This window comes from Streptomyces rubellus, from assembly GCF_036323805.1.
GTDB lineage: Bacteria > Actinomycetota > Actinomycetes > Streptomycetales > Streptomycetaceae > Streptomyces.
The window spans coordinates 85,720-110,353 of the sequence record NZ_JAZDCX010000006.1; the positions used below are offsets into that span (position 1 = coordinate 85,720).

Sequence of the window (24,634 nt, forward strand, 5' to 3'; positions counted from 1 at the left end):
ACCGTAACCAGGTCGAGTTGTCGATGGCTGCTGCCGCCTGCCTCCGATGGGCAAGATCCTGGCGATCAGAGAAGCGGTGCACTCGGGCGTTGCGAGCTACTCGTGGGCGCACGGTGACAGCCAGTCGGCGCCCCACACGTCTCTTCGAGACACGAACATTCCTGGAGCCCCCGAGTGAGCAAGCGCACCTTCCAGCCGAACAACCGCCGTCGCGCGAAGACCCACGGTTTCCGGCTGCGCATGCGGACCCGCGCCGGCCGTGCGATCGTCGCGGCCCGCCGCGGCAAGGGCCGCGCCCGTCTGTCGGCCTGACCAGTTCAGCCCGCGGGTCCGTGTCGTGCTGCCCACCGAGAACCGGCTGAGGCGGCGCGAGGACTTCGCGGCCGCGGTACGACGAGGACGCCGGGCCGGGCGTCCGCTTCTCGTCGTCCATCTGCGCAGGGGGTCCCCCCACTCCGGTGCCGGGGGACATTCGGACCCGCACGCCGCCGAGGGAGGCGCTCCCCCGGCGCGTGCGGGTTTCGTCGTGAGCAAGGCCGTGGGCAACGCGGTGGTCCGTAACCGTGTGAAGCGGCGGCTTCGCCATCTGGTCCGGGAGAGGATTACCGAACTGCCGCCCGGTAGCCTGATGGTCATACGGGCGCTGCCCGGTGCGGGTGAGGCGGACCGCGAGAGGTTGGCCCGAGATCTGGACACCGCACTGCAGCGGCTGCTTGGAGGGCCGTCGTGAAGTACCCGCTGCTGTGGTTGATCAAGCTGTACCAGTGGACCATCAGCCCGATGCTCGGTCCGGTGTGCAGGTACTACCCGTCGTGTTCGCACTACGGCTACGAGGCCGTCAACCGGCACGGCGCGGTGAAAGGGACGGCACTGACCGCCTGGCGCATTCTGCGCTGCAACCCATGGTCGCCCGGTGGGGTGGATCACGTTCCTGCCCGGAAGCACCCGGTCTGGCATCAGCGACTGCGCAGTCGCTGGCAGCACCGGACTCAGTCCAATGCCCAAGGAGCCTGACTCGTGGACACGATCGACACGATCTTCGGTCCTCTCTATACCGCTGTTTCCTGGATCATCGTCCAGTTCCACAAGCTGTACAGCCTCGTGTTCGACGAGGACAGCGGCTGGGCTTGGGGTCTGTCCATCGTCTCGCTGGTGATCGTCCTCCGTATCGCCCTGATCCCGCTCTTCGTGAAGCAGATCAAGGCGACGCGGAACATGCAGGCGCTCCAGCCGAGGATGAAGAAGATCCAGGAGCGCTACAAGAACGACCGGCAGCGCCAGTCGGAAGAGATGATGAAGCTGTACAAGGAGACGGGCACCAACCCGCTCTCCAGCTGTCTTCCGATTCTGGCGCAGTCGCCGTTCTTCCTGGCGCTCTACCAGGTGCTGAACAAGATCGCCATTGGCCGTGAGGTCGGTGTCCTCGACCAGGGGCTGGTGGACAGCGCCCGTAACGCGCACATCTTCGGCGCTCCGATCGCCGCCCGGTTCATGGACAGCGCGGACAAGGTGGAGGCGCTGGGCGCCACGCTGGTCAACGTCCGTGTGGTCACGGTCATCATGATCCTGCTGATGTCCGCCTCGCAGTTCTACACGCAGCGCCAGCTGATGACGAAGAACGTCGACCTGACGGTGAAGACGCCGTTCATGCAGCAGCAGAAGATGCTGATGTACGTCTTCCCGGTCATCTTCGCCGTCTTCGGCATCAACTTCCCCGTCGGTGTCCTCGTCTACTGGCTGACCACCAACGTGTGGACCCTGGGCCAGCAGATGTACATCATCAAGCGCAACCCGACGCCGGGCTCGCTGGCCTACAAGCAGCGTCAGGAGAAGCTGCGGGCCAAGGGCAAGCTCAAGGAGGACCCGGCGGAGATCGAGACGAAGAAGGCGGTCGAGACCGCTCGCGCCAACCGGCAGCAGCCCCGGCGTATGACCAAGGCCCAGCGCCAGGCCGCCGCGGCCCAGGCCGAGGCCAAGGAGAACGAGGCGCGGGCCGAGGCCGAGGCGGAGAAGACGGCCGGCCAGAAGCCGTCGATGACCAAGGAGACCCCCCAGGGCGGTCGGCCGGCGCGCACCGGGCAGCAGTCGAAGAAGAAGCCCGGACAGCGCAAGGGCTCGCAGCGCCCCAAGCACCCGTCCAAGAAGTAAAGAAGGAGTCCACTCGTGACGGACACGACCGCAGAGGGCGCCGACACCCTGACCCGCCTTGAGCAGGAGGGTGAGATCGCGGCCGACTATCTCGAGGGGCTCCTCGACATCGCCGATCTCGACGGTGACATCGACATGGACGTCGAAGCCGACCGCGCAGCCGTGTCGATCGTCAGCGATGTCGAGAGCCGCGATCTGCAGAAACTGGTCGGCCGGGACGGCGAGGTGCTGGAGGCGCTGCAGGAGCTGACCCGGCTCGCGGTGCACCGGGAGACCGGCGACCGCAGCCGGCTGATGCTGGACATCGCCGGTTACCGGGCCCGCAAGCGTGATGAGCTGACGGAGCTGGGGAACCGGACGGCCGAAGAGGTGAAGCGCACCGGCGAGCCGGTGAAGCTCAGGCCGATGACGCCCTTCGAGCGCAAGGTCGTGCATGACGCGGTGGCCGCGGCCGGTCTGCGCAGCGAGTCCGAGGGCGAGGAACCACAGCGCTGCGTGGTCGTACTGCCGTGACGGAGCCCGCGTCGTCCGTCCTCCCTCCCGCGCCCGAGGTGGCGCGGGAGGTTTTCGGTGCTCGTTTCGCCGACGCGGTCCGCTACGCGGAGCTGCTGGCGGAGGTGGGTGTCAAACGCGGGCTGATCGGACCGCGTGAGGTGCCGCGGCTGTGGGAGCGCCATCTGCTGAACTGCGCGGTGCTCTCGGAGGTCGTCCCCGAGGCCGTAACGGTCTGCGATGTGGGGTCGGGAGCCGGGCTACCGGGGGTTCCGCTGGCGCTGGTGCGTCCCGATCTGCGGATCACCCTGCTGGAGCCGCTGCTGCGGCGGACGAACTTCCTCCAGGAAGTCGTCGAGACACTCGGGCTGGAGCATGTGTCCGTGGTGCGGGGACGGGCCGAGGAGGTGCTCGGCTCACTGTCGCCGGTGCATGTGGTGACGGCCCGGGCGGTGGCCCCGCTGGACCGGCTGGCCGGATGGGGCATTCCGCTGCTGCGGCCGTACGGCGAGATGCTCGCACTCAAGGGCGACACGGCCGAGGAGGAGCTGAGGGGTGCGCGTGCCGCGCTCCAGAAGCTCGGAGTGGTGGAGTCCTCGGTACTCCGGGTCGGCCAGGGCCTGGTGGAGCCGTCGGCCACCGTGGTGCGGGCCGAGGTCGGGGAGAGCCCTGGTGGGGTTCGTTTCGCCGCGAAGAAAGCGAAGGCCGCACGGAGTGGGCGTCCCCGGGGAGCGCGGCGCAGGCGCTGACGGTGCTGCTCCTCGAGTGGGGTGCCGGTTACTCCGTAAAGCCGCCATAGAGGCCGCCTGCGGAGTGTCGCCGTGTCCGACGGTACGTATGGATGCATCGTGCTTCACGTGAAACGTCGCTTTCTGCTGTCCGGTTTCATCCATCGTGGGCGTTCGACTACACCGCGTTCATCGGAGCCCCGCTCGGAGGTGGATTCATCCACAGGTGAGCGGGGTTCGCTGGTTCCCGACCCCGGTGACATGGCAGGCTCTCCTCATCGCGAGCCTGACGTCGAGGAGAGTGAACCGTTGCGGTCCGACGGCCATATTGCGGGACCGATGACCGACCCGGTCCCGGGTCCCCGTTCTGAAACGGCGGATGTTTCACGTGAAACGATGAGTGAGACTCCGCCCCCGATGGACGCCTCCCCCAGGTACGACGGGGATGTCTCCACGCCGGTCGGCCGCGCTGCCCAGCAGGCGGTCGAGGCGATGAACCGTACCGGTGAGGGTCTTCCCAGGCCCGAGGAGACCCGGGTGATGGTGGTCGCCAATCAGAAGGGCGGGGTCGGGAAGACCACGACCACGGTCAATCTGGCCGCTTCGCTGGCCCTGCACGGGGCTCGGGTGCTGGTGATCGACCTCGACCCGCAGGGGAACGCGTCCACAGCCCTGGGAATAGACCACCATGCCGAGGTGCCCTCGATCTACAACGTCCTGGTGGACGGAAAGCCGCTCTCGGACGTGGTGCAACCCGTACGGGATGTGGAGGGCCTTTTCTGCGCGCCAGCCACGATCGATCTCGCCGGTGCCGAGATCGAGCTGGTGTCCCTGGTGGCCCGGGAGAGCCGGCTGCAGAAGGCGATCGTCGCCTATGAGCAGCCGCTGGACTACATCTTCATCGACTGTCCGCCCTCGCTCGGCCTGCTGACCGTCAACGCGCTGGTCGCCGGTGCCGAGGTGGTCATTCCGATCCAGTGCGAGTACTACGCCCTGGAAGGGCTGGGACAGCTGCTGCGGAACGTCGAGCTGGTGAAGGGACATCTCAACCCCGAGCTCCATGTCTCGACGATCCTGCTGACGATGTACGACGGCCGGACCCGGCTCGCCTCCCAGGTGGCGGAGGAGGTGCGCGGGCACTTCGGCAAGGAGGTCCTGCGGACCAATATTCCGCGATCGGTGCGCATCTCCGAGGCCCCCAGTTACGGGCAGACGGTTCTTACTTACGACCCGGGTTCCAGCGGTTCGCTCTCCTATCTGGAGGCGGCCCGGGAGATCGCGCTGCGAGGCGCGGGCAAGCAGCAGGGACAGCACACGGTGGAGGGGACTCAGTGACGGAACGACGTAGAGGACTGGGTCGAGGGCTCGGTGCGCTGATTCCCGCGGCGCCCACGGGAGCGGACGACCATGTCAGCCCGGTGGTGGGAGAGAACGGTGCGCTGTCGCCGACCGCGGTTCCGGTGCTGACACCCGGACGCGGGCTGGCAGCTTCCAGGGCGACCTCGCCGGCAGAGGACGAGGAACGGTACGGGAGTGCCGTTTCACGTGAAACCGAGTCCGCTGTGGACACCGAACCGGCGGGAGCCCACTTCGCCGAAGTACCGATCGACGCCATCACTCCCAACCCTCGGCAGCCGCGGGAGGTGTTCGACGAGGACGCCCTGGCGGAACTGGTCACCTCCATTCAGGAGGTCGGTCTGCTCCAGCCGGTCGTCGTGCGCCGACTGGGACCGGAGCGCTATGAGCTCGTCATGGGGGAGCGGCGCTGGCGGGCCTGCCGGGAGGCGGGACTGGAGAGAATCCCGGCGATCATCCGGGCCACGGAGGACGAGAAGCTTCTGCTGGACGCCCTGCTGGAGAACCTTCATCGGGCACAGCTGAACCCGCTGGAGGAGGCGGCGGCGTACGACCAACTGCTGAAGGACTTCAACTGTACGCACGACCAGTTGGCCGACCGTATCGGCCGCTCACGGCCGCAGGTGTCGAACACACTGCGTCTGCTGAAGCTCTCGCCGTCGGTGCAGCGGCGGGTGGCGGCCGGTGTGCTGTCGGCGGGTCATGCGCGCGCGCTGCTGTCGGTGGAGGACTCCGAGGAGCAGGACCGGCTCGCGCACCGCATCGTGGCCGAAGGGCTGTCGGTGCGGGCGGTCGAGGAGATCGTGACCTTGATGGACACGAAGCCCAAGAGCCGGAGCAGGCCCAGGGCGCGGGCCGGTAAACGGGTCTCCCCCGCTCTGGATCATCTGGCGACCCGCCTCTCGGACCGTTTCGAGACCAGGGTGAAGGTGGATCTGGGACAGCGGAAAGGAAAGATCGTCGTCGAGTTCGCCTCGATGGAGGATCTGGAGAGGATTCTGAGCCAGTTCGCACCCGGCGAGGACCAGCTGCTGGAACAGCAGCTTTCCCGGGGAGACGACGACAGCGGCGAGTAGATCCAAGAGCGAGGACAAGCGGCGCCCCATGGATACGATGTCTCCATGGGGCGCCGACTCGTTCCTCTCACACTGGACAACCTGCCGGATCTTCCCAAGCGCTGCCGCAGGTGTGTCTTCTGGGAGCTCGATCCTGTCAGCGGTGATGCCGCGGTGAAGGCGGGACGGCCGGAGCTGGAGAAGGAAGCCTGGATATCGGCGGTACTGCTGGAGTGGGGCTCCTGCGGACGGGTGGTCTACGTCGACAGTGTGCCGGTGGGCTTTGTGCTGTACGCCCCACCCGCCTATGTGCCGCGCTCGGCGGCGTTCCCCACCAGTCCTGTGTCCTCGGACGCGGTGCAACTGATCACCGCCTGGCTGATGCCCGGCTACCAGGGGCAGGGGCTGGGCCGTGTGATGGTGCAGGCGGTGGCGAAGGATGTGCTGCGGCGAGGGTTCAAGGCGATCGAGGCGTTCGGAGATGCGCGCTGGAAGGAACCCGCGTGTGTGCTCCCTGCGGATCATCTTCTCGCGGTCGGGTTCAAGACGGTGCGACCGCACCACGCCCATCCCCGGCTGAGGCTGGAGCTGCGGACGACCCTGTCCTGGAAGCAGGATGTCGAGCTGGCGATCGACCGTTTGCTGGGAGCGGTGCACAAGGAGCCCGCGCTCAGGCCGCTGTAGCGGCCTCCGTGGAGCATGTCTCCGTGGGACATGTGGTCAGCCATGACGAGACGACGCACGACGACATGACAACAGGCCCACCCCCGGATGAGGGCGGGCCTGTTTCACGTGAAACGTCAGCCGATGAAGTCGGCCAGGTCGCGCTCGATGGCGGCCTTGGGCTTGGCGCCGACGATGGTCTTGACGACCTCGCCACCCTTGTAGACGTTCATGGTCGGGATGGACATGATCCCGTACTTGGCGGCGGTGGCCGGGTTCTCGTCGATGTTGAGCTTGACGACAGTGATCTTGTCGGCCTGCTCTTCCGAGATCGCCTCCAGCGAGGGGGCGATCTGCCGGCACGGACCGCACCAGGCCGCCCAGAAGTCGACCAGGACGGGCTTGTCGCTCTTGAGGACGACATCCTCGAAGTCGGCGTCAGTGGCGGTCACGGTGGCCATGGTGATCTCCTTGCTTCTCGGGTCTCTGTGGTGAACGGGAACGGAGGGCGATCGGTGGAGACGGTTCAGAGTGCGGCGGCGGCTGCTGCCTCGTCGGTCTTCTCCGGCTCGGCGACGTGCTTCTCGGGGGCGTCGACCAGGGCTGCCAGATAGCGTTCGGCGTCCAGGGCGGCGGAGCAGCCGGTGCCGGCGGCGGTGATGGCCTGACGGTAGGTGTGGTCGACGACATCACCGGCAGCGAAGACTCCGGGGATGTTGGTACGGGTGGAGGGCGCGTCCACCTTCAGATAGCCCTCCTCGTCCAGGGTGAGCACGCCCTTGAACAGTTCGGTGCGCGGGTCGTGACCGATGGCGACGAACAGGCCGGTGGCCGGCAGGTGGGAGGTGTCGCCGGTGACGGTGTCGCGCAGGGTCAGCCCCGACAGCTTGCCGCCATCCTCGTGGAGCTCGGCGACCTCGCTGTTCCAGGCGAAGGTGATCTTCTCGTCGGCGAAGGCCCGCTCCTGCATCGCCTTGGAGGCCCGCAGCGTGTCACGGCGGTGGATGATGGTCACCTTCTCGGCGAACCGGGAGAGGAAGGTGGCCTCCTCCATGGCGGTGTCACCGCCGCCGACCACGGCGATGTGCTGGCCCTTGAAGAAGAAGCCGTCACAGGTGGCGCAGTAGGACACTCCGCGGCCGGACAGCTCGTCCTCCTTCGGCAGGCCAAGCCGGCGGTGCTGGGAGCCGGTGGCCACGATGACCGTCCGGGCGCGGTGCACGGTGCCGGCGGAGTCGGTGACCGACTTGACCTCACCCTCCAGATCGACTGCGGTGATGTCGTCGGCGACCAGTTCGGCTCCGAAGCGCTCGGCCTGGGCACGCATGTTGTCCATCAGGTCCGGGCCCATGATGCCGTCGCGGAAACCGGGGAAGTTCTCCACCTCGGTGGTGTTCATCAGCGCACCGCCCGCGGTCACCGAGCCCTCGAAGACCAAGGGCTCCAACGAGGCACGTGCGGTGTAGAGCGCCGCGGTATAGCCCGCCGGCCCGGAGCCAATGATGATCACGTTGCGGACGTCGCTCACGGAGTCTTCCTTGTCTGCCGATGGGTCTGCCGTTGGATGTCTGGGCGTGGCCTCGAAACAGGCTCACCCCACCCAACGAATCCTATGAGGCAGGCATTCCCACTCGGTGGCAGCGCCGCGGAGTGCTCCCTCAGCGCTCGTATGTGCGGACAGTGAGCACCGTGCCCGGGGAGGGCGGTGAACTCCCGACGCAGTCCGCGTCGACCACATAGGCGTCCACCCGCGCACCGTCTGTCTCGTCCGGCAGGACCACGAGATACGTCTGCCGTTCCTTGTGGACATACCTGTCGGCGGCCAGCGGCGCCTCAGTACGGCCGATACCTTCTCTGACGCACATCGGCACCGTGACCACATCGCCGCGCAGTGGTGTGCTGGGACCGGTCTCGGCACTGAACTCGGAGGTGCCCTCCTTCTCGTCCCCCCTCCGCGCCTCCGACTTCCCAGGTTCTCCGGCGCCCTCCAGCAGGGTTCGCACCCGCGCCTCCAGCTCGTCGTCCGCCGGGGCGTTCTCGGAGCGGGCGGCAGCGTCCCCGGTGTCCCCGGTGTCCCCGGCGTCCGCCGCGGACTGCTCGCCGGCGGTGGTCGAGGAACTCTCGTCCAGCCCGGGAAGGAACAGGGCGGCGAAACCGAGGACGGCCACCGTGCCCGCAGTGGCGAGCAGTACCCTCACGCGTCGGCGGCGCGGGGGGTGAGCCGTCCTTCCTGGGCCGGTCGCTCCGCGGGCGTGCCCGGCTGGGCGGGGCAGAGGGTCGGTTTCACGTGAAACACCCGCCGAAGCTTCGGTGGGGAGGACCTGCGAGAAGGTGGTCGCCTCCCGGCTCCCGGGAGTGGTGGCGTCCAGCAGGGCCTCAGCGGCGAGCGCGGCGTCGATACGGCCCGCGACATCGGACGGCATCCGGGTGGGCCCCGGCAGGGTGCCCAGCGCGTCCCGGATCTCCTCCAGGGAAGTCCGCACATCCGCGCACAGTTCACAGCCGGACAGATGTGCGCGCACATCGGCTGAGCGCTCCGGGGGAAGCAGCCCTTCGGTGAGAGCGGAGATCTCGTTGATCTCGGGGTGCCCGTCCGTGTCGAACGACGCGGAAGACGCGGTCGTCATGCGTGTTCACCTCCGCCCTTCACGGCCCCGGTGCCCGGTTTTCCTCGTGCCGGTGGGACGGGCGCCCCTTGCGTCCGGTTCCTTCCCCCGCTGCCTGCCGGGCTATCCCCCGGCGATGCGTCGGAGCGCAGATGGGTGACCAGCGGCAGCAGCCGGGCGCGGCCGCGTGCGCAGCGGCTCTTGATGGTGCCGACGGCGACATCGAGGATGCGGGCGGCCTCGGCGACCGGATAGCCCTGCATGTCGACGAGGACGAGTGCGGCCCGTTGCTCGGGCGGCAGCTGGGAGAGCGCGGCGACGAGCTGACGGTGAAGGTCACTGCGTTCGGCGGGCATCGCCGCCGACTCGTGCGGCTCCAGGAGCTGCTCCAGCCGCTCGGGCTCGGCGACGGGCGAGGTGCGCCGGCTGGCGGCCCGCCGGGCGCGGTCCAGACAGGCGTTGACGGTGATGCGATGCAGCCAGGTGGTGACGGCGGACCGGCCCTGGAAAGTGTGGGCGGCCCGATAGGCGGAGACGAAGGCGTCCTGGACCGCGTCGGCGGCTTCTTCGCGGTCTCCCAGGACACGTAGGGCGACCGCCCACAGCCGGTCGCGGTGCCTGCGCGCTATCTCGCCGAAGGCATCCGGATCACCGGCGACATGACGGGCCAGGAGCTGGTGGTCGGTGGGGACGGGGCCCGCACCGGGGCCGGCTGTACTCCCGGCCGTCTCTCCTGTTGGTTCCCCGGCCGTGTCCTCGGCGGCGGTGCCGTCCGTCATCTCGTCGTCCACCCTCCGCCCCGTTCCAGAGAAGCCGCTGTCGTTCACCGGGGGCCGGTCAGCTGAGGACCTCCACCTCCGCGATGCGGCCACGGTAGTTGCCCTCCGGGGTCAGGGGGAGCTCGGTGAGCCACAGCAGGATGTACTGCGTCCTGATGGGCTTCTCGGCCTTCAGCTCCACCTTGCTGCCGGAGTCGCTGCTGACCTTGCTGAAATCACCCAGGGAGGCGGGCATGTCCGCGGTGTTCTTCGAAGCGGCCAGGAAGTCGACGGAGGTGTCTCCCACGAAGTCGATCCTGACGCTGCTGACCTGCTGCTGCTCGCCGAGGTCGATGATGAGTCCGACCCCGTTCTTGAGATTGCCGAACTTCGCGTTGGCGTAGCGCGAGGTCTGCCAGTAGGTGTCCGGGTCGCCGTCGACGGCGGCGGGAACGCGGTCACCGTTCTCCGTGCCGTCACTGCCGAACGGATCGAAGTCCTTGGCGAGGGAGATCTCGACGGGCTTGCCCGTGGGATCGCTCTGCGGCGCCTTCTGCTGTGCGATCGGACTCCGTCCGGGATCCGGCGCCGAGGCATCTCCCTTCATCAGGGCGTCGGCGAGCTGCCAGCTCCCCAGCCCCAGCGCGGCGATGAGAAGCGCGGAGACGCTCCACTTCAGGGCCTTGCCGGTACGGCCGGGGAGCGCGGGAGGCGCGGGCGGTACGACCGCCGCGGGCGGTCCGCCCGCGGCGAGAGGAGGCCGTGCGGCGGGAGTGCCGTAGCCCCCCTGGGGGCGGACGGGGCGCTGGTAAGGCGGTGGCACGGCGAAGTCGGGCTCCGGCGGGCGGATGCGCGGCAGCGCGGCGACGGCCTTGGTCAGCTCCTCCGGTGTGGTGCAGGGCTGCTCCTGACGGGAGGCGGTGGCGCCGTCGTTGACCAGCGCACGCATGGCCAGCTCGGAGAGTCCGCGGTGCACCCCGGCGCGGACCTGGTCCGGAGGGACCAGGGAGTCACCGGTCAGCTCGGCCATGCCACTGAGCCCGTAGGCGTCCTCACGGTACGGCCAGCGCCGGGTGAGGGAGGCGTAGAGCAGTGCGCCGATCGCCTCGGTGTCGGTGCGCTGGGGATGGTCGGAGGTGATGCCGCGCAGTGCGGCGTTCACGGCGAGACCGCGGATGCGGTACTGGCCGGCGGCGGTGCGCAGGACGCAGCCGGGGGTCAGCCGCAGATGGGACAGCCCTTCGCGGTGGGCGGCGGCCATGGCCTGGGCGATCTGGCTGACGAGCTGGTATGCCTCGTGGGTGGGCAGCGGGCCGGAGGCGAGGAGGGTGGCGAGGGAGGTGGCGTCCGGAAGCCACTCGTGGACGACGTAGACGAGGTTGTCCTCCTCGACCGCGTCCAGGACCTGTACGAAACGGGGGTCGCCGAGGAGGGCCGCGGAGCGGGCCGCGGCGAGGACGGGGCGGGCACGTGGATGGTCGGCTGCCAGCAGGTGCACACCGACGGCGCGGCGCAGTTTCTCGTCGACGGCACGCCAACTGCTGAAGCCGTCCAGACGGGTGACGCACTCCTCCAGACGGTAGCGCCGGGCGAGCTTGTGACCGCTGTGCAGTTCGGGCGGCTGGGGTGGCTGGGCTGCTCTGGAGGGCGGGGGCGCCGTCGGCGCCGGTTCGGGGGACTCCTCGGTGGATTCTTCGGTGGGTTCTTCGGCGGGCTGCGTTCCGGAGCCCTCGGTATCCGCGGTCCGGACACCGTCCGCCGCGTCGCAGTCATCGCTGTCCTGGGCCGTTGTACCGTCGGCCGTGGCCTTCTCCGCCTCGTCGGCGGGCGGCTTCTGCTCGCCACCTGATCCGCCGCTCTTGTCGGCCACGTCGACGGCAGCCGTGCTCCGTTCCGCCACCGTCGCTCCTGCCTCCCCATCCGTTGCAGCCTGTTGTCAACACAGCCAGAGATAATTGTGCCCACAGTCCGCCGCTATGCACGACACACGGGGATGGCCAATGGTTGTGCGGCGGGTGCCGGGCGGTCGTTCATACCGGCCGTCAGCGGCCCAGCCTGGCGCGCACCATACCCACCATGGCGTTCAGCTCCGCCACCCGCATGCGTTTGGCGGCCAGTACGAACACCACGGCCAGCACCAGGCCACCGGCGACCAGGGCCACGGCACCGCCGATGAACCCGGCACCGAGTGTCCGCAGGAGGGCGTAGGCGACCCCGCCGCCGGCGAGGGCGGCCGGGATGCCGGCACCGCAGAGCCTGGCGTAGGTGCGGACGACCCGGGGGCCGTCCAGGTCACCGCCGAGCCGGCGGCTCAGCCGCTTCCAGGCGACGCCGACACCGACCATGTAGGCGAGGCCGTACGCGGCGGCCATGCCGACGACGGCCCAGCGGCTGGGCAGCACCAGGAAGCACAGCACCGAGCCTGCGGCGTTGCAGACGGCGACGATTACCGTGTTGTAGAAGGGGGTGCGGGTGTCCTCGTAGGCGTAGAAACCACGGAGGACGACGTACTGCACGGAGTACGGGATCAGGCCCAGACCGAAGGCCATCAGGGTGTAGCCCATCGAGGTGGCCGCGTCGACGCCCGCCGAGGAGTACATCAGCAGGCACATCGGCACACCGAGCGCCACGAAGGCGAAGGCGACGGGGACGATGGCGACGGCCGAGGTGCGCAGTCCGTGCGAGATGTCGTCGCGGACGGCACCCGGGTCACCGTCATGGGCGGCGCGGGAGATCCTCGGCAGCAGCGCGGCCATCACCGAGACGGTGATGATGGCCTGCGGCATCTGCCAGATCAGCTGGGCGTTGCTGTAGGCCAGGATGCCGGAGCCGGGGTGGCCGTCGCCGGCGGCGGCCTCGCCGGCCCAGGTGGCGAGCTGGGTGACGACCAGCACGCCCGCCTGGTTGGCCAGCACGAACAGGAACGTCCACTTGGCGAGGCGGGCGGCCTTGCCCAGCCCGTGGCCGCGCCAGTCGAAGCGCAGCCGGACGCGGAACCCGGAGGCGCGCAGATACGGGATCATCGCCAGTGACTGGACGACCAGCCCCAGCAGGGTGCCTACGCCGAGCAGCCGGATGCCCTCCGGCGGGATCGTCCCCACGCTCATCCCGGAGGTGCGGGCCGTCCCGTACACCCAGATGAACAGGCCGAAGGTGGTGATGATGACGATGTTGTTCAGGACGGGGGTCCACATCATCGCGCCGAAGCGGCCGCGGGCGTTGAGGATCTGGCCCATCACGACATGGACGCCCATGAAGAAGATGGTCGGCAGGCAGTAGCGGGCGAAGGTGACCGCCACGTTGTTGGCCTGCGGATCCCCGGCGATGGACACCGACATCAGCCGTACCAGCAGCGGTGCGCCGACCACGGTGAGCGCGACCAGTGCGCCGAGGACCACCGTGACCAGAGTGAGGAGGCGGTTGGCGTAGGCCTCGCCGCCGTCGGCGTCGTTCTTCATGGCACGCACGAGCTGCGGCACGAAGACGGAGTTCAGACCGCCGCCGATGGAGAGGATGTAGATCATGGTCGGCAGCGTGTAGGCCACGGTGTAGGCGTCGCCGAGGACGGCGGCGCCGAGCGCGGCGGTGATCACCAGGGTGCGCAGGAAGCCCGTGAGCCGGGAGACCATGGTGCCCGCGGCCATGATGGCGCTGGACTTGAGGATGCCGCCGCCGCGGCGGGCGGAACCGCCGGCGGGTGCGGGAGCCGGGGCCGTGGCGCCCTCCGGCTCCGGGGTCGCCTGCGGCTGGGGCGGGGGCTGGGGGACGGAGCCGGGGAACGGGGGCTGCTGTCCCGGTTCCGCGAGCCGCCCCGCGGGCCCACCTGCCCCGTCGGGCCCGCCACCGGGCGGCGCGGTGGGCCCGTACGGCGGTCTCAGGGGGTCCTGCGCGCCGTATGGCGCGCTCCCGGGGTTCCCCTGGGGGTTCGGGGACCCGTACGCCTCCCGTGGCTCCTGTGGGCCCTGCTGCGGGTACGGGGCGGGCCGGGGGGGTGGTGCCTGCCGGGCGGCGTACGGGTCCGGTGCCCCGTGCGGCTGCTCGTACGTGCCACGGTGGTCCGGCTGCCGCGGGGGCGGCGCGGGCCGCTGCTGGTCGCGGTAGAGGTGGGCGAAGGCGTCGTCGCGCGCCCGCCCGCCGTCCTCGTCCGGTGCCCGGCTGAGGAGGTCGTCCACGCCGGTGAAGCGCACGGTCGTCGGATCGTCGCCGTAGGGCAGCCGCCGGGAGAGGCCTTCCGGCTCGGGCGGGGGCGTCGGGGCCCAGTGCTGCGGATCGGGGGTGTGGCGGGTCGGCGGAGGCTGCCGGTAGAGGTGCTGGGCGCCGGGGGACTCCTGGCCGTGCTGTGCCCGGCCGTACGGGTCCCGGCCGTACGGATCCTGTCCGTCCGGGACGGCCGGATCCCCGTCGCCCGGCGTTTCGCCGTGGTCACGGTCGTACGGCGCGTTCATCGCTGCAACCCCACCTCATCGTTCGCGGCCGCTCCCGGCCGCCCCGACAGCTCGCTCAACGGTCCACCTTCTCACCCACACCGCTCGGGCCGCGCCGTCCGGGCCCGGCGTCCGCGGCCCGGTCACCCGCCTGCTCCTGTCCGGCATCCTTCCCGGTGCCGTCCGCGGGCCCGTCACCGGTACCCCCGTCGGGGTCCGCCTCGTCCTCTCCGGGCTCTCCGGAGGCGGCCGGCGGCGCCAGTGGGGCGTCCGGGTCCGGCCGGTCGCCGGCGCGTTTGCGCTGGGTGTACATCCGCACCCCGGCCAGGACGACCAGGAGGACGCCGCCGGAGATCACCAGCATCACCGCGGAGGTGATCTCGGTGACCTCCACCTGGAACCTCATCGGGTCGCCCCAGCGCTCGCCGTCCGCGGTGTAGAGCTGGGCCTCCACCCAGGTGCGTCCGTTGGCCTTGGCGGTGGTGGGGAACTTCACGGACTGGCTGTGCCCGCCCGCCACCGTCACCGGCTGTGCCTCACCGACGTCCAGACCGATCCGACGGCCGGAGACCAGCCGGAGTTCCAGCCCCTCCACCTCCTGGAGAAGGTTGTTCTGCACGGTCACCGGGATGGTGGCGCTGCGGCCGGACAGCTTCATGTCCGACTTCTCGACCAGCCGGACCTCTCCCATCAACCCCCGCAGATAGCCGTGTGCCGAAGCGCGGTAGCGTGCCGCGGCACCGGGAGCGCCGCGCCAGGAGGTGGACATCGAGCGGTGCAGCGCGTTGCTGAAGGGGGTCCGCACCCGCTCGGGCTGGGACAGGATGCTCTGGAAGTCGTCGAGGTCGTTCCGGATGGCGCGGATCTCCTGGAAGGCCTGGGTGGGGATCTCGCGTTTGCGCAGTCCGGCGGGGTAGGCGCGCTCGCCCGGCACCTTGCGCCTGGCCGCCGGGTCCGGCTTGGCACTCGCGGCCTCGGTCAGACCGGTGAACTCCACCCAGCGGCCGTCGGGCCGGAGTGCCCGGACGGCCTTGGCCATCGCCTGGGCCTGACTGGTGGTGGGCGTCCGCTGCGGGGCCACCACGATGCTGCGCTGCCGGTCCGGCAGCTGGGCGGTGATCGCCTGGGTGTGGGCCAGGAACTGCTGTACGGCGTCCACCGTGTTCTCCGCCCGGGTCAGGTCGCCCCGGAACAGTTTCGACAGCCGGGAGTCCGCGACGATCGCCGTGGTGCCGCCGCCGATGGGCCGGGCGGCGGTGGGGGTGTGGTTCAGACTGCCGGGCTCGCGCAGGCTGTCGCTGCGGGTGATGACGTTGCGGGCACCGGCCGAGGTGGCCACGGAGACGACCGAGGGATCGATGGCGCCCTCCACCGGCCAGGCGAAGTCGGTGCTGGGTTCGACGGACAGCACCGTCTCCACGGTGAGCCTGCCCAGCTCGGTGGCCGGCCCGAGATGGCCGAGGACGCCGGCGACGTTCTTGCCGCGGTGGGCGATGGAAGCCAGATCGGGGTCGCCGAAGGGCAGGGCGACGACCTCCTCGCCCTCCACCGCCCGGGTGAGATCGGCGAGCCACTGGCGGGCGTGGTTCCGTCCCCTGCCCGGGACCGTCTCGCCGTTCTCGTCCAGCACCTTGTACGGCTTGGTGGCCATCGCCTCGACCGAGGCCAGCAGATCCGGGTCGACCACCCAGGTGACCGGCAGGTCCGCGCCGAGGGCGACCAGTTGCTGGAGCCGTCCGCCGGGCGCTATCTCGGCGGCGAGGTCGTCGTCCCGCAGGATCGGGATCTGCTCCCGGCGGCCGGACTCGGTGAGAGCGGTGACATGGGAAGAGGAGATCAGCGGCCACAGGAAGGTCAGCTGTGTCGCGGTGTCGGGTGCGGAGGGCTGCCAGGGCAGGAAGGTGCGGTCGATGCCCAGCACATGGTCGTACGGTTCGTCGCGCGTCCGGCCCGACAGCGACACCCCGAGCTGGTACACCCCGGCCTCGTCGAGCGACAGCTCCTCGACCGGCACGCTGAGGGTGAAGGAACGTCCGGTGCCCGCCGGGATGTCACCGATCTCCGCGCTGCCCTCGCCGTCGAGCTCGGCTCCGTCCACACCGGGAACGGAGCCGGTGCGCGAGGCGGCTTCGCTGATCGCGCTGCGTGCGGTCAGCCGGGCACCGGGGCGCAGCGCTACCCGGGCGTCGGTGACGGCCGTCCGGCTCCTGTTGCTGACCCGGCCGGAGACGGTCACCGAGCCGTCCTTCTCCGGGACCGAGGGGGTGAGCCGGTGGATGGAGACCGAGGTCTCCTCCGCCTCGTCGGCCGTGGGAGCGGCGGGCCGTACGGTCTGCGCGGCGGGCCGCACGGTGGTGGTGCCCGGGGCGGTGCGCACGGTGGTGTCCGCGGCGGTGGCCGGGAGGGTGTGGACGACCCCGGTCAGTACCGGTACGGCGGTCAGGACGGCCACCCAGCGTCCCGTTCGGCGGCGCCGGGCAGGAGCGGTGGGTGTCGTCCCTGGGGTCTTAGCCGCCTCGGCCACGTACTCGTCCATCCTGTCTGCGGTCGTTCGGGTGCCGGACCCGCCGCTTGCGGCCGCTGGTCTGACGCCCCCAGATGCTAACGATCCCCGGCCGCCGCGAGTGCCGCGGAGCCGTCCGTGTGCCGGACCGGCCCGGCACACGGACGCGGACGGGCGGTGGACGGGCGGTGGGAAGGGCGACGGCTGACGGCCGGGCGGTGATCGGGGAGGAGCGGAGGGAGGAGGGCAACGTACCCTGTTCTGCTGTGCCGAACGCCAACACTGACAGCCACCCCCAGCAGCCCGCTCCCGGTCTCTCCCGGGGAGCCCCCTCGGCGGAGCTGGGGGAGGTGCAGCGCAGAGCCGTGAGCGAGCTGCTGCGGGTCTCCCCCGTCGCCGACGACCTCGCCCGCCGTTTCCAGGATGCCGGGTTCACCCTGGCCCTGGTCGGCGGGTCCGTACGCGACGCGCTGCTGGGCAGGCTCGGCAACGACCTGGACTTCACCACCGACGCCCGGCCGCAGGACATCCTCGCCCTGGTCAGGCCGTGGGCGGACGCGGTGTGGGAGGTGGGTATCGCCTTCGGCACGGTGGGCTGCCGCAAGGACGACTACCAGATCGAGGTGACGACGTACCGGTCGGAGGCGTACGACCGCACCTCGCGCAAACCCGAGGTCTCCTACGGCGACTCCATCGAGGAGGACCTCGTGCGCCGTGACTTCACCGTCAACGCCATGGCGGTCGTGCTGCCCGGGAAGACCTTCGTCGATCCGCACGACGGTCTGGGGGACCTGGCGCGCCGGGTGCTGCGCACCCCGGGTACTCCCGAGGAGTCCTTCTCCGACGATCCGCTGCGGATGATGCGCGCCGCCCGCTTCGCCGCCCAGCTCGGTTTCGAGCCGGCGGACGAGGTGGTCGCCGCGATGACGGCCATGGCCGACCGGATCGGGATCGTCTCGGCGGAGCGGGTGCGTGACGAACTGAACAAGCTGGTGCTGGCCGACCACCCCCGCCGGGGGCTGGAGTTGTTGGTGGACACCGGCCTCGCCGACCGGGTGCTGCCCGAGCTGCCCGCCCTGCGGCTGGAGCGCGACGAGCACCACCGGCACAAGGACGTCTACCAGCACACCCTGACCGTGCTGGAGCAGGCCATCGACCTGGAGGACGACGGCCCGGACCTGACCCTGCGGCTGGCCGCCCTGCTCCATGACATCGGCAAGCCGAGGACGCGGCGCTTCGAGAAGGACGGACGGGTCTCCTTCCACCACCACGAGGTGGTCGGTGCCAAGATGACCAGAGCGCGGATGACCAAGCTCAAGTACCCAGGGGAGATGATCAAGGGTGTCTCCCGGCTGGTCGAGCTTCATCTGCGCTTCCACGGTTATGGCACCGGTGAGTGGACCGACTCGGCGGTGCGGCGCTACGTCCGCGACGCGGGACCCCTGCTGGAGCGGCTGCACAAACTCACCCGTTCGGACTGCACCACTCGCAACAAACGCAAGGCGAACGCCCTGGCACGCGCGTACGACAGCCTGGAGAAGCGGATCGCGCGGCTGAAGGAGCAGGAGGAACTCGACGCCATCCGGCCGGACCTGGACGGCAACGAGATCATGGAGATCCTGGGGCTGCGCCCCGGCCCCGAGGTGGGCGAGGCGTACCGCCATCTGCTGGAGCTGCGACTGGAGCACGGCCCGCTGGGACGGGACGCGGCGGCCGACGCCCTCAGGGAGTGGTGGGCCGCGCGGACGTGATGGTGCCGCTGGGGCCGTCCCGGTGGTCGTCGCTCCGTTTCACGTGAAACATGGCGGCGGCCACCAACGCGTACAGCGCCGTCACCACCGCCACCAGGGCGATCGACCGGCCATCCGGAGGAAGCATCAGGGCGGCCACTCCCGCCGCGCCGACGAAAGCGGTGTTGAAGAGCATGTCGTACAGCGAGAACACCCGTCCCCGATAGGCGTCGTCCACCGAGGACTGCACGATCGTGTCCGTGGCGATCTTGGAGCCCTGGGTGGCCAGTCCCACGGAGAAGGCGGCCGCCAGGACCGGCAGGGGGTCGAAGGGCGGGATGAGCGAGGGGACCAGCAGCACCGCCCCTGCCGCGCACACCGTGATCCAGCCGAACCGCCCGGTCCGTCTCACGGCCCAGGGGGTGATGACGGCCGCCGCGAAGAAACCCGCACCGGAGACGACCACGGCCAGACCGAGCAGCGTCATGCCGCCCAGGGCGCCGCTTCCGCCGCCGGACGTGCCGCCGCCGGTCGTACCGCTTCCACCGTCCCAGGCGTATCGGGACAGCATCAGCACCATCACCGTCAGCGCGCCGTAGCAGAAGCGCAGCACCGCCATCGAGGCGAGGGCCTGCGCGGCCCGGCGGCGCCGGACCAGATGGCGTAGTCCGGCGGCCAGCCCGCGTGCCGTGTCGGTGACGGCCTCGACCAGCCGGGGCCGGTCCCCGGAGGGATCGGGACCGAGCAGCCCGCGGCTCATCCGCAGGGTGGCCAGCGCCGCCAGCAGATAGATCCCGGCGCCCAGGGCCACCACCACCGCGTCCGAGGCCGCTCCCGCCGGAGCGGGGATCCGCACGGCGAAGGCGAGACCTCCGCCCGCGGTGGCGGCCAGGGTTCCGGCGGTGGGCGACAGGGAGTTCGCCATCACCAGCCGCTCACCGTCCACCACTCGCGGCAGCGCGGCCGAGAGCCCGGCGAGGACGAAGCGGTTGACGGCCGTGACCGACAGCGCGGCCAGATAGAACAGCCACAGCGGCACCGAGAGCAGCACCAGGGTGGCGGTGGTCAGCGCCAGCACGGCGCGCAGCAGGTTTCCGTGGAGCAGTACCTGCCGCCGCTGCCAGCGGTCGAGCAGTACACCGGCGAACGGGCCGAGCAGCGAGTACGGCAGCAACAGGACCGCCATCGCGGAGGCGATGGCGGCGGGGGAGGTCTGCTGCTCGGGGGAGAAAACCACATAGGAGGCGAGCGCGACCTGGAAGACGCCGTCGGCCGACTGGGACAGCAGACGTACGGCCAGCAGCCGGCGGAAACCGGGGAAGCGCAGCAGCACGCGCAGATCACGCACAACAGCCATGCGCTCAGCCTCACACATCCGGGGATGCCGTACGCGGAACACCCCTCCCCGAAGGCCGGAGCACGGCCGGGGAAGCGGCCGGACAGGGCCTGGACAACGGGCCTGGACACGGGTCTGGGCAACGGGCCCGGACAGTAGACGAGGCAGCGGCGTTCGGCGGAGCTCGACGCTTCATGGAAGCCGGTGTTTCACGTGAAACGGCGTTTCACGTGAAACAGGTCAGTTCGGGCGGGGGTGTGACTCCCATCCTGCTGAGGGCCCCGGTGAGGGCTTCTGGCCCACCGGGCTTCCCTGGTAGGGGTCGCGCCAGGGATCTCCGTGAGCGCCGTCCTGCGTTTGACCGCGGAGTGCCCCCGGACCGCGTCGGCCGGGGCCGAGGACGAAGACGTCGGGCGCGTGGTCGAGCACACCCCCCGAGGGGTCGTCGGAGCCGTCCCGCCGGACCACGTCGCGTCCGGGCGTGAGGATGTCCCGTACGACCACGGCACACAGGTACAGCGTGCCCAGCAGGTGGATCACGATGGCGAGCTGGTAGCCCTCGGTGGGCAGACCGTGCTGGTTGTCGTCACTGCCGGTGTAGGCGAGGTAGTACCAGATGCCGAGGTAGTACATGACCTCGCAGGCCTGCCAGATCAGGAAGTCGCGCCAGCGCGGCCGGGCCAGCGCCGCCAGCGGAATGAGCCACAGCACGTACTGCGGCGAGTAGACCTTGTTGGTCACGATGAACAGCGCGACGACCAGAAAGGCGAGCTGGGCGTACCGCGGACGCCGGGGCGCGCTCAGGGTGAGCACGCACAGCGCCGCGCACCCCAGCAGCATCAGAACGACGGCGTAGGTGTTGGCGCCGTCCAGCGGGTCACCGGTGCGCTGCGAGATGATCAGCCAGAACGAACCGAAGTCGACCCCCCGCTCCTGGCTGAAGGTGTAGAACTTCCCCCAGCCCTCCGACGCCGGCAGCATGACGGGCAGGTTCACCGCCAGCCAGGCGGCCACCGTCCCGCCCAGCGCCACTCCGAAGGCCCGCCACCGGCCCGCGCGCCAGCACAGCACCAACAGCGGCCCCAGCAGCAGGAACGGGTAGAACTTGGCGGCGGTCGCGAGCCCGAGCAGCACCCCGGAGGCCAGCGGACGGCTCCGCGACCACATCAGCATCGACGCTGCGGTCAGGGCCACGGCCAGCAGGTCCCAGTTGATGGTCGCGGTCAGCGCCAGAGCCGGGGCCAGTGCCACCAGCAGCGCGTCCCAGGGACGGCGCCGGTGGGTACGGGCCACACACACGGCCAGGACGGCGGCACAGACCATCAGCATCCCGGCGTTGACCATCCAGTAGATCTGCTGCCGGTACATCATCTCGCCGCCGTGCGGGGTGAGCCAGGAGGCGGCCTCCATGAACACCCCGGTCAGCACCGGGTACTCCAGATACTCCATGCCGCCGGAGATGTCCTGCGGGATGCGGTCAAAGTACGGGGTGAGGTCGGCGGCGAAACCGCGCCCGGTGTAGAGATGCGGGATGTCGGAGTAGCAGGCGTGCACATACTGGCTGGTGGCGCCGTGGAACCAGCCGCCGTCGTAGCAGGGCAGCTTCTGCACCATGCCGAGCGCGAACATCCCCACCGCCACCAGCAGGACCACCCGCACCGGTGTCCACCGGGACCGGCCGGTCAGCGCCCGCCTGCCGACCGGTCCGCCGATCAGCTCACTGCCCGCGGCGGCGACCTCGTCCTGCTCGGTGGGCCGTACCGGTGCCGGTGGGGGGTCATGGCGCGCGATGGTCATAGGGGCCATCCTGCCGTATGACGGGGACGGGCCCGTGGCCCCGCGGAGCGGCGGGTTTCCGCCTTCCGCGGGGCCACGGGCCCGGCTCCCGGAGACGGGAGACGCGACCGGTCCTCCGTCCCGCGACGGTCAGCCGCCGTCGTCGCCGCCCCAGTTTCCTCCTGGGAAGCCGCCGTTGCCGCTGTTGGCGTTCCCGTTGGTGTCGCCGGTGCCTTCGGTGCCGCCTTCGGTCTCGCCGGTGCCCTCGCTGCCGCCCTCGGTCTCGCCGGAGCCCTCGCTGCCGCCTTCGGTGCCGCCGTTGTCCTCACAGAGCCAGTCGCCGGGCCGGCAGGTGTTCTCCGGACCGGTGGGTGGCGTCGTCGTCGGAGGCCGGGAGGTCTCCGGCTGCCTGCTGGGCTCCTCCTCCTTCTCCTCCTCCGACTCGGTCTCGGACGGAGTGGACTCGGGCTCCTCGCTCTGGGACGGTGTCGAGGACGGGGCGCCGGACTGGTCGATCTTCTTCCCGATGGGCTTGGCCTTGGGGAAGTTCTCCTTGGGCTCGCCCTTGAGGGCGTCCTTCATGTACGCCGTCCACACCTCGGTGGGCAGCTCGCCACCGTGGATGGATTCGAAGCCACCGACGCCCTTCATCGAGAGCAGCGTGCCCTGGTCCGGGTCCGTGCGGAACATCGTGACCGCGGTGGAGAGCTGCGGGGTGTACCCCACCCACCAGGCGGACTTGTTCTCGTCGGTGGTACCGGTCTTGCCCGCCGCGGGGCGGCCCAGGGCCTTGGCGTCCTCGCCGGTGCCGTGGCCCTTCTCGATGACGCCGCGCAGCACGTCGGTGATGTTGTTGGCGATGTTGGCGTCGATCGAGGTTTCCTTCGCGGGCTTCTCGAAGCCCGGCTGCTCCTCGCCGTTGTGCTCCACCTTCGTCACCGAGTAGGTGTCGACCTTGGTCCCGGAGGCGGAGAAAGTGGCATAGGAGTTGGCCATCTCGATGGCACCGGGAGTGGAGGTGCCCAGGGCGAAGGACGGGTTGAGGTTGGGGTCGAAGCTGTCCTCCTCGATACCCGCGGCCGCCGCCGTGGCCTTCACCTTGTCCATGCCGACGTCCATGCCGAGCTGGACGAACGGGGTGTTGGCCGAAACCTCCATGGCCCGGCGCAGCGTGATGTAACCGTGGTCCTTGTCGGCGTTGTTGACCTGGTAGAAGGGATTGCCCTCCTTGTCCAGGTAGTCGGTGCCGTCCTGCTTCTTGATCTTGAGCTTGTTGTCGCCGTTGTACTCGCTGCTCGGCGAGACGCCCACGCCCTCGCTCTTGTACGTGCCGTGCTCCATGGCCGCGGCCAGCACGAACGGCTTCCAGACGGAGCCGACCGGGACACCGAGGGTGTTCGCGTTGTTGGTGAAGTGGCCCTTGTCGAAGCCCGGGCCGCCGTAGAGCGCGACGATCTTCCCGGTACCCGGCTCCACCGAGGCGGCGCCGAACTGGACGAACTTGTCCGTGTCCGGGCGCTTCTCGGCGTCGATGTACTCCTTCTCGACCACGCTGACCGACTTGACCATCGCGGCGGTCTTCTTCTTGTCGAAGGTCGTGTGGATCTGGTAGCCGCCCTTGTCGAACGTCGGCTTGTCGATGCCCAGGGTCTTCTTCACCTCGGCCGCGGCGATGTCCACCAGATAGCCGGTCTGGCCGGTCAGCCCGGCCTGTGCCTTGCGGGGCGCGGGTTCCGGGAACTCGGTGTACTTGTCCCGTTCGGTCTGGCTCATCAGGCCCACCTCGACCTGGCGGTCGAGGATCCACTCCCAGCGCTCCATCGCCCGCTCGCGGTTCTCCTTGGGGCTGGAGTTCGGCCCCACCCCGCCGGCCGGGTCGTACAGGTCGGCGCCCTTGAGCACCGTGGCGAGCAGGGCGCTCTCCGCCGGGTCGAGCTCGGCGGCGTCCTTCTCGAAGTACGCCTGGGCGGCGGCCTGGATGCCGTAGGCGTTCCGCCCGTAGTAGCTGGTGTTGAGGTAGCCCTGGAGGATGTCCTCCTTCTCCATGTCGGTGTTGACCTTGATGGAGATGAACAGTTCCTTCGCCTTGCGGGTGATGGTCTGGTCCTGGGACAGGTAGGTGTTCTTCACGAACTGCTGGGTGATGGTCGAACCGCTCTGGGTGCTGCCGCCCGTGGCCATGTTGACCACCGCGCGGCCGATGCCCACCACGTCGAAGCCGGGGTCCTCCCAGAAGGTGGCGTTCTCCGCGGCGATGACCGCGTTCTGCATCGACTGCGGGATGTCCGCGATCTCGACGTTCTGCCGGTTGGTGTCACCGACCCGGGCCATCACCGTGCCGTCGGACCAGTAGTAGACGTTGTTCTGCTGGAGCGCCGCGGCGTTCGCCTCGCTGGGGACCTCCACCATGTACAGCGCCAGCCCCACCAGGCCGACGAGCATGCCCAGGAAGGCCACGGAGAGCCCGCTGACCAGTTTCCAGGAGGGCGTCCAGCGCCGCCAGCCGTGTTTGCCCGCCCGTGGATAGTCGATGACGCGTTTCCGGCCCGGCGGGGCGGACCGTGCCCGGCCCCGGCCGGTGTCGGCCGCGGTGGAGCCGTGCGCGGTCCGGCGTCTGCCCCCGGCGGCGCGCTGTGCCGTCCGGCGGGCCTCGGCCCGGCCGCCCTGGGGGCGGTCCGAGGGCATGCCGTGGGAGCTGGGGGCGGCGCCGCCGTGCGGCGACGCGGCGCGCCGGCCGCCGGACGGCGGCTGCGCGGCGCGCCGGCCACGTGACTGGGATGGTTTGCGACGGTGCTCACTCATTGGAACAACTACTCCTCGGGCAGGCGCTCGCGCCTGAAGGCGGCAGTGTACTTCCGGTCCCCCGGCGTGCGGCCCGCCCACGTTCCCAGAACTGGCCGCACTGCACCCGGGACGAGGACGCGTTCAAGCACTGGTTGGTTCCCGGTGGCGTTCTGCACAGCGGACAGACTACGCAGCTCCAAAACGTCCCAATGCCGGTATTCGGCGGAAAGGGGACGGGCGAGCTGCCCCGGAACGGCGATGTGAGACCGCTCACT

Annotated in this window: 20 protein-coding genes; 10 read left to right on the forward strand and 10 right to left on the reverse strand. The window is 70.0% G+C overall.

All coding sequences use genetic code 11. The features are described from left to right. Nucleotides 1-174 precede the first annotated feature (174 nt). The 9 genes from rpmH (at nucleotide 175) to V1L54_RS08865 (ending at nucleotide 6,463) form a co-directional block, all read left to right on the forward strand. Entirely contained in the window at nucleotides 175-312 is a 138-nt protein-coding gene (gene rpmH, locus V1L54_RS08825) for a 50S ribosomal protein L34 (protein ID WP_100200438.1), read from the forward strand. A 25-nt stretch (nucleotides 313-337) separates the two neighbouring features. Then, nucleotides 338-730, forward strand: coding sequence for a ribonuclease P protein component (rnpA, locus tag V1L54_RS08830; protein ID WP_330117349.1), 393 nt, complete (start codon nucleotides 338-340; stop codon nucleotides 728-730). Continuing rightward, entirely contained in the window at nucleotides 727-1,014 is a 288-nt protein-coding gene (yidD, locus tag V1L54_RS08835) for a membrane protein insertion efficiency factor YidD (RefSeq protein ID WP_100200440.1), read from the forward strand. The genes rnpA and yidD overlap by 4 nt, the downstream gene beginning before the upstream one ends. Before the next feature lie 12 nt (nucleotides 1,015-1,026). Continuing rightward, nucleotides 1,027-2,148, forward strand: a complete 1,122-nt coding sequence (gene yidC / locus V1L54_RS08840) for a membrane protein insertase YidC (RefSeq protein WP_330117525.1) — start codon at nucleotides 1,027-1,029, stop codon at nucleotides 2,146-2,148. 15 nt (nucleotides 2,149-2,163) lie between these two features. Continuing rightward, nucleotides 2,164-2,661 carry a Jag family protein gene (locus tag V1L54_RS08845; protein ID WP_330117350.1) on the forward strand — a complete coding sequence of 166 codons (498 nt, stop codon included), beginning with the start codon at nucleotides 2,164-2,166 and terminating at the stop codon, nucleotides 2,659-2,661. Continuing rightward, nucleotides 2,658-3,389 (forward strand): 16S rRNA (guanine(527)-N(7))-methyltransferase RsmG, encoded by a 732-nt coding sequence (gene rsmG / locus V1L54_RS08850; RefSeq protein ID WP_330117351.1) that lies wholly within the window; start codon nucleotides 2,658-2,660, stop codon nucleotides 3,387-3,389. Before V1L54_RS08845 ends, rsmG begins: the two co-directional genes overlap by 4 nt. 240 nt (nucleotides 3,390-3,629) lie before the next feature. Next, nucleotides 3,630-4,703, forward strand: a complete 1,074-nt coding sequence (locus tag V1L54_RS08855) for a ParA family protein (protein ID WP_330117526.1) — start codon at nucleotides 3,630-3,632, stop codon at nucleotides 4,701-4,703. Further along, on the forward strand, nucleotides 4,700-5,800 hold the full coding sequence (locus V1L54_RS08860) for a ParB/RepB/Spo0J family partition protein (RefSeq protein ID WP_330117352.1): 1,101 nt from the start codon (nucleotides 4,700-4,702) through the stop codon (nucleotides 5,798-5,800). Before V1L54_RS08855 ends, V1L54_RS08860 begins: the two co-directional genes overlap by 4 nt. Nucleotides 5,801-5,845: 45 nt before the next feature. Further along, nucleotides 5,846-6,463, forward strand: a complete 618-nt coding sequence (locus V1L54_RS08865) for a GNAT family N-acetyltransferase (protein ID WP_330117353.1) — start codon at nucleotides 5,846-5,848, stop codon at nucleotides 6,461-6,463. A gap of 116 nt (nucleotides 6,464-6,579) precedes the next feature. Here the strand turns inward: V1L54_RS08865 and trxA are convergent, their stop codons facing one another. The 7 genes from trxA to V1L54_RS08900 all read right to left on the reverse strand — a co-directional run bounded on the left by trxA (nucleotide 6,580) and on the right by V1L54_RS08900 (nucleotide 16,766). Next, nucleotides 6,580-6,909: a thioredoxin gene (gene trxA / locus V1L54_RS08870; RefSeq protein WP_330117527.1), complete on the reverse strand. Its 330-nt coding sequence runs from the start codon at nucleotides 6,907-6,909 to the stop codon at nucleotides 6,580-6,582. Between the two features lie 59 nt (nucleotides 6,910-6,968). Beyond that, entirely contained in the window at nucleotides 6,969-7,970 is a 1,002-nt protein-coding gene (gene trxB, locus V1L54_RS08875; protein ID WP_330117354.1) for a thioredoxin-disulfide reductase, read from the reverse strand. 130 nt (nucleotides 7,971-8,100) lie between these two features. Continuing rightward, the gene (locus V1L54_RS08880) at nucleotides 8,101-9,069 is read right to left on the reverse strand and encodes an RsmA family anti-sigma factor (protein WP_330117355.1); all 969 of its coding nucleotides are present in this window, start codon (nucleotides 9,067-9,069) and stop codon (nucleotides 8,101-8,103) included. After that, complete coding sequence (gene sigM, locus V1L54_RS08885; RefSeq protein ID WP_330117356.1) at nucleotides 9,066-9,839, reverse strand: RNA polymerase sigma factor SigM; 774 nt, start codon at nucleotides 9,837-9,839, stop codon at nucleotides 9,066-9,068. Before sigM ends, V1L54_RS08880 begins: the two co-directional genes overlap by 4 nt. 46 nt (nucleotides 9,840-9,885) lie before the next feature. Then, nucleotides 9,886-11,706 carry a protein kinase family protein gene (locus tag V1L54_RS08890; protein WP_330117357.1) on the reverse strand — a complete coding sequence of 607 codons (1,821 nt, stop codon included), beginning with the start codon at nucleotides 11,704-11,706 and terminating at the stop codon, nucleotides 9,886-9,888. A 142-nt stretch (nucleotides 11,707-11,848) separates the two neighbouring features. Next, nucleotides 11,849-14,251 (reverse strand): murein biosynthesis integral membrane protein MurJ, encoded by a 2,403-nt coding sequence (gene murJ / locus V1L54_RS08895; protein ID WP_330117358.1) that lies wholly within the window; start codon nucleotides 14,249-14,251, stop codon nucleotides 11,849-11,851. Between the two features lie 55 nt (nucleotides 14,252-14,306). Further along, a complete protein-coding gene (locus V1L54_RS08900) occupies nucleotides 14,307-16,766 on the reverse strand; it encodes a DUF6049 family protein (protein WP_330117359.1) in 2,460 nt (819 codons plus the stop codon). Nucleotides 16,767-16,999: 233 nt separating this feature from the next. Between V1L54_RS08900 and V1L54_RS08905 the strand changes: the two genes are divergently transcribed. Continuing rightward, the gene (locus V1L54_RS08905) at nucleotides 17,000-18,484 is read left to right on the forward strand and encodes a CCA tRNA nucleotidyltransferase (RefSeq protein ID WP_443076548.1); all 1,485 of its coding nucleotides are present in this window, start codon (nucleotides 17,000-17,002) and stop codon (nucleotides 18,482-18,484) included. On the opposite strand, the gene V1L54_RS08910 is transcribed toward V1L54_RS08905, so the two are convergent. The 3 genes from V1L54_RS08910 to V1L54_RS08920 form a co-directional block, all read right to left on the reverse strand. Beyond that, nucleotides 18,456-19,820, reverse strand: coding sequence for an MFS transporter (locus tag V1L54_RS08910; protein ID WP_330117360.1), 1,365 nt, complete (start codon nucleotides 19,818-19,820; stop codon nucleotides 18,456-18,458). The genes V1L54_RS08905 and V1L54_RS08910 overlap by 29 nt on opposite strands. A gap of 219 nt (nucleotides 19,821-20,039) precedes the next feature. Further along, the gene (locus V1L54_RS08915) at nucleotides 20,040-21,596 is read right to left on the reverse strand and encodes a glycosyltransferase family 87 protein (RefSeq protein ID WP_330117361.1); all 1,557 of its coding nucleotides are present in this window, start codon (nucleotides 21,594-21,596) and stop codon (nucleotides 20,040-20,042) included. Nucleotides 21,597-21,725: 129 nt separating this feature from the next. Next, on the reverse strand, nucleotides 21,726-24,377 hold the full coding sequence (locus tag V1L54_RS08920; RefSeq protein ID WP_330117362.1) for a transglycosylase domain-containing protein: 2,652 nt from the start codon (nucleotides 24,375-24,377) through the stop codon (nucleotides 21,726-21,728). Between the last annotated feature and the right edge of the window lie 257 nt (nucleotides 24,378-24,634).